Below are 4,070 nucleotides of genomic sequence, written 5' to 3' on the forward strand. Positions count from 1 at the left end.
ATAATCACTACAGGTCGTTTCTCAACAGACAGTTCGAGTGTTTGGACTATTAGTTCATCAACGCTTATCGATCCTTCTCTGTCTTTGGAAAAGAACTTGGCAACCGGAATCCAATGATCTCTATAAAACTCGTCTCTATCTGATTCTTCATACATAGCTATAAAACGTTTTCGAGCAGTATCGCTTTTATATATGACCGTTTGCACTTTTTCTTCACCAAGGATATCCCAAGCCTTATTAAAGGCTTCTTTCGAATTTAGGGAATCAAGGTTTATTTTGCCTTTTAGCTTATCCGCTAAAATATCGCACGCAATCCTTCTATTTTCTCCTTTGGGAATGGAGAGTCTTTCAAAAAAATTTGATTCGTACAAAATCTCGCTAAAAAGCTCCCACCTATCCAAAATAAGATCCTTTATACTCTTTAAGACTATTTCCTTGCCTAATGCATTAAGTGCTCCTTTCAAGTCCAGGGGAAAGTTTCCATAAAACTCTCCACGTATATCCTTGCTGAACTCACCTTGTGGGTCAATAACAAATATCGCCATATGAGAGTGTCGAGCGTAAGCAAGCATAATCATTTTAGCTAGAACTGACTTTCCTGAGCCTGTCTTTCCGAAAATCCCAATGTGATATGCTTCCCCCGCACCTTTTGGACCAGTAGCAAAATGTTTAAACCACATCGGAAGCTTTGGAAGGGAACCGTAAACATGACCAAGGTAAAAAATTTCTTCTCTATATTTTTTCAGAAGCTTGTCGATTATTTCGTCGCTAACTAGATGAATGTAAGTGCCTGTGGGTGGAACCGTTCCTAGAATGCTCGGGTCAAACTCATCTCCATTTTCTTTAAAAACCGCGCTTATCGTCATTTGCCCTAAGTGAGTATCCTGTTGACCACTCACAGGGTTTACTACACCTCTTTGTCTTGCAAGTGATCTCATGGTAGGGTCTTCAAGCCAAGTGTTTCTCAGCATAATCTCAGTTATCTGACCTAAAGCGTAATTTGTAACATTTTCTTGTTTAAAGGTGAACAAAGCAAGTTCTCCTACAAGTTTCTTCTGAACAGCTGTTCCCATAATATCTAGAGTAAGCTCGGCAGTTGAAGAAGGTGACCCAATTGTCCCAATCTTTTCACTTTGACCTATTAACTCGTCAATACTTTTATTTTCCTCGCTCATTTTGCCCTCCTTACATTTCAGTCCTATATCCGTGCATGCCAAAAATTATATCTGTTAAGTCTTCATCTTCTTCCATTTCAATTATCTTTTTAGTCGCAATTTGTCTAAAAGATTTCACTGCGGTGCTAAGGTTCTTAACCATACGATCTGCAAGAAAAAGAGGATAAGGTTCCAAAATATTTGGAGCAGCACATTGGGCCTTTACTCCTCTTACCAAAAGAGCAAGTTGAGCATCGTTTGAAGCAACATTTGGTCCAATCTCTATTCTAAGCGCTGGAGACCATTTGAATGGTCTGTAATAGAAGACTTTTATACGTCTTAGCAAGAAGTCAAAAGAAGTATCTATATTACCATTTGGGAGTTTAATGTGATACGGCTGCTGCGGAGGTTCTACATCTATTGGGCGTGTAAACTCTCCAGCTCTCAAGATTGTAGTCAGAATAGCTCTGTCATCGTATGATGATTGAAAATTGAACATCTTTCCAATTTCCCTTTTTGAAGTGTATTTGGGAACGCTTGTCCAAACTTTATCAGTTCTATTTGATTCCAGGATTCTCCTGTAGTTTGAAATAAAACTTTCAAATCTTTTTTCAAGTTCGTTACCTGTTTCACTTTTTTCTTCTGATTCCAGGTACTTACTCATCGACTGGTTTATATAAATTAGAGGTGTTGAAAATGATCCATCAATGAAAACCACGGAATGAGGTGCTTCTACTGCAAGATCCATTTCCATTTCCATCATAATTCCTCTTGCTATAGTTCCACTGTCTATATTGTGAGGTTCTGCCTTGATATAAAGTCTGTGCCTTGGGCGAGGCCAGTAGCTTTTTTCTGATGGTGGTACAATACCTTCTACTGCGACAGCAGCACATGCTACAAAATCCGCCGCGAGGAGTCGCTCGACAACATATGAGCCGTCTATTCCGGATGTTGTTGGAATTTCTGAGTATGGAAGTTCATTTTCATTTCTGATGAAATTTTCTTTTTCAAGGAGCGGACGTACTGTTTGTTTTAGAATTTTAAGTTCTTTGAAGGATTTGTAAAATTTACTCCCTTCTTCCTCACTTTTGGAGAGTGCCTCTTCCACTAGAGCTTCTGGAAGATCTGTAAAAACCTGCTCGTTTTTATCCATATGATTTCTCCTTTAACATTTTACTGACCTCCTCAAAAAACTCGTTTTTGTCGAACTTTTTCCATGAGTTACTTCTCTTTGCTCTTGGCAGAGCCCATCTTTCTTTCCAGTATTCAGCCAATTTTTCAAATGGTCTGTCGAACCATTTAGGCTCTTCTAAGCCGCTAATAACTTCTCTTAGATTAGAAACAAGAGGAAAGAGGTAAAACTCTCTTTTAATACCATGATAAATTACTTCTGGAATTCCAATATCCTTTAGAGCTATTGTAAGCAGCTTTATTTTTTTTGAAGGACCAAAACCAAAGCTTCTTCTAGTATCTATGCCTTTTCTTTCCAAATAATTAAGTATCTCTTTGTACAGCCCCTCTGGTATTTGAAAAGTTCCAGAACCCTTTGTGTATCCAAGAGATTCAGCCACTATTTCTTTATTATAGGTAAGCCTGTTATATAAACTACTTCTCCCAAATGCGCTAGTTGTTGTTATGAATAAAAGCTCCGAGTCAATAAATCTATTCTTGATTATTGTTTTTCTATTTTTGTACTTCTCTTTATATGCATTACGGACTTCGTTTGAGGTAAGTGATAAGGCAACAGCTTTACCACCAAGGAGATCGTTATATGGTGGGAAGGCGCCAACTCTCTGAGCGTACATGGACCTGTTCACCCAAAGATCAAGCTCATCATTTGGTATTCCTAGAGCCTCGTCTCTAACCTTCATCTTAAGGACAGGGCTTTGCAGAGAAAACATTCCAAAGGGAGCATCATTTCCCTTATCCCAAATTAGGAAACGCATCTGCCTACCGTAAGGGTGCTGGTATGGGATACTCCACCATACAAGGTTCCACCATTTGAAAATTTTATCTTCAAGCGAATCACGTTCAACTATTCTTAGTTCCAAGGATATTCTTTCAGGTACAATTTCTGCTCCACTTTTGCTAAACTTCTTCACTGTGCCAAAATTTTGTAGCAAGAAAGATTTATGCAGCTCAATTTGCTCTAGCCTAGCACTTTGTTGGATCATTTTGAGGACTTCTTTGTTTGGTCTTAAAGATCCGATATCTCGATCTAGTGTAAAGCCTTGTCTTTTAAGAGCTTCTTCTATCTTGACTCTTAAAATTTTCTTTTGCTCTTCAAGGTCTATTAATTTACTTCCATCTTGAATAATTCCACTAATGTTGTTCATTTCTCCCTAGATAATTATAGCTAAATTTTGTCTGTTAGTAAAATTGTTAAAAGTTTCAAAATCTTTTGAGTATATCATCCCAAGTGCATTAACTTTTAGTAAGTGATAACTTTATGCAAACTTATATTTTTCTAAAATTATTATAGTATTCAGAGTTGTTCTTAGACTTCTCTATACATCCATTCTCTTTTAAAAACCTCTGCTGTAGAAGTAGTTATATTACTTCCTTGCCCTTACTATTCAGTTAGAATCTTCTATACTTTTTTCCGTAAGTAAAATTGTTTTAAGAGCAACTTTTAGTCATTTGAGTTTCGATTTTTTGTCCATGACTCATATTCTATAGTGGATTGGAATGAAGTAACCTCAGAATTATTTTTATAAATCTACCCCTTTTGTCTTGGTATAGCATTTTTTGCTTACTTTCCCTAAATCTTGAATTTTTCTTCCCCTTCCTCCGCTTTCTCCAATTCCACATCTTCGACATTTATAATCTGCGGGAAGAGGAAGGCAACAATTGATACCAGGATTATCATAACGCCTGCAACGAAACTCATTATGGAGATTGCACCACCTTTGCCCT

At 37.4% G+C, this 4,070-nt stretch carries 3 protein-coding genes; all 3 read right to left on the reverse strand.

Annotated elements, in window-relative coordinates; genetic code table 11:
• Positions 1-1,175 (reverse strand): DUF87 domain-containing protein (locus tag JHC30_02800; GenBank protein MCI4463083.1); only part of this gene is annotated, 1,175 nt, incomplete at its 3' end.
• Between the two features lie 10 nt (positions 1,176-1,185).
• Positions 1,186-2,307, reverse strand: coding sequence for a DNA double-strand break repair nuclease NurA (locus JHC30_02805; GenBank protein ID MCI4463084.1), 1,122 nt, complete (start codon positions 2,305-2,307; stop codon positions 1,186-1,188).
• Positions 2,300-3,490, reverse strand: a complete 1,191-nt coding sequence (locus JHC30_02810) for a DUF4338 domain-containing protein (GenBank protein MCI4463085.1) — start codon at positions 3,488-3,490, stop codon at positions 2,300-2,302. The genes JHC30_02805 and JHC30_02810 overlap by 8 nt, the downstream gene beginning before the upstream one ends.
• Positions 3,491-4,070 lie beyond the last annotated feature (580 nt).

The sequence above is a fragment of the Caldisericum sp. genome (genome assembly GCA_022759145.1).
In the GTDB taxonomy this organism is placed as follows: Bacteria; Caldisericota; Caldisericia; order Caldisericales; family Caldisericaceae; genus Caldisericum.

Coding starts and splice junctions, on each gene's coding strand:
- JHC30_02805 (MCI4463084.1), bottom strand. CDS start 2,307: ATGGATAAAAACGAGCAGGTTTTTACAGATCTTCCAGAAGCTCTAGTG.
- JHC30_02810 (MCI4463085.1), bottom strand. CDS start 3,490: ATGAACAACATTAGTGGAATTATTCAAGATGGAAGTAAATTAATAGAC.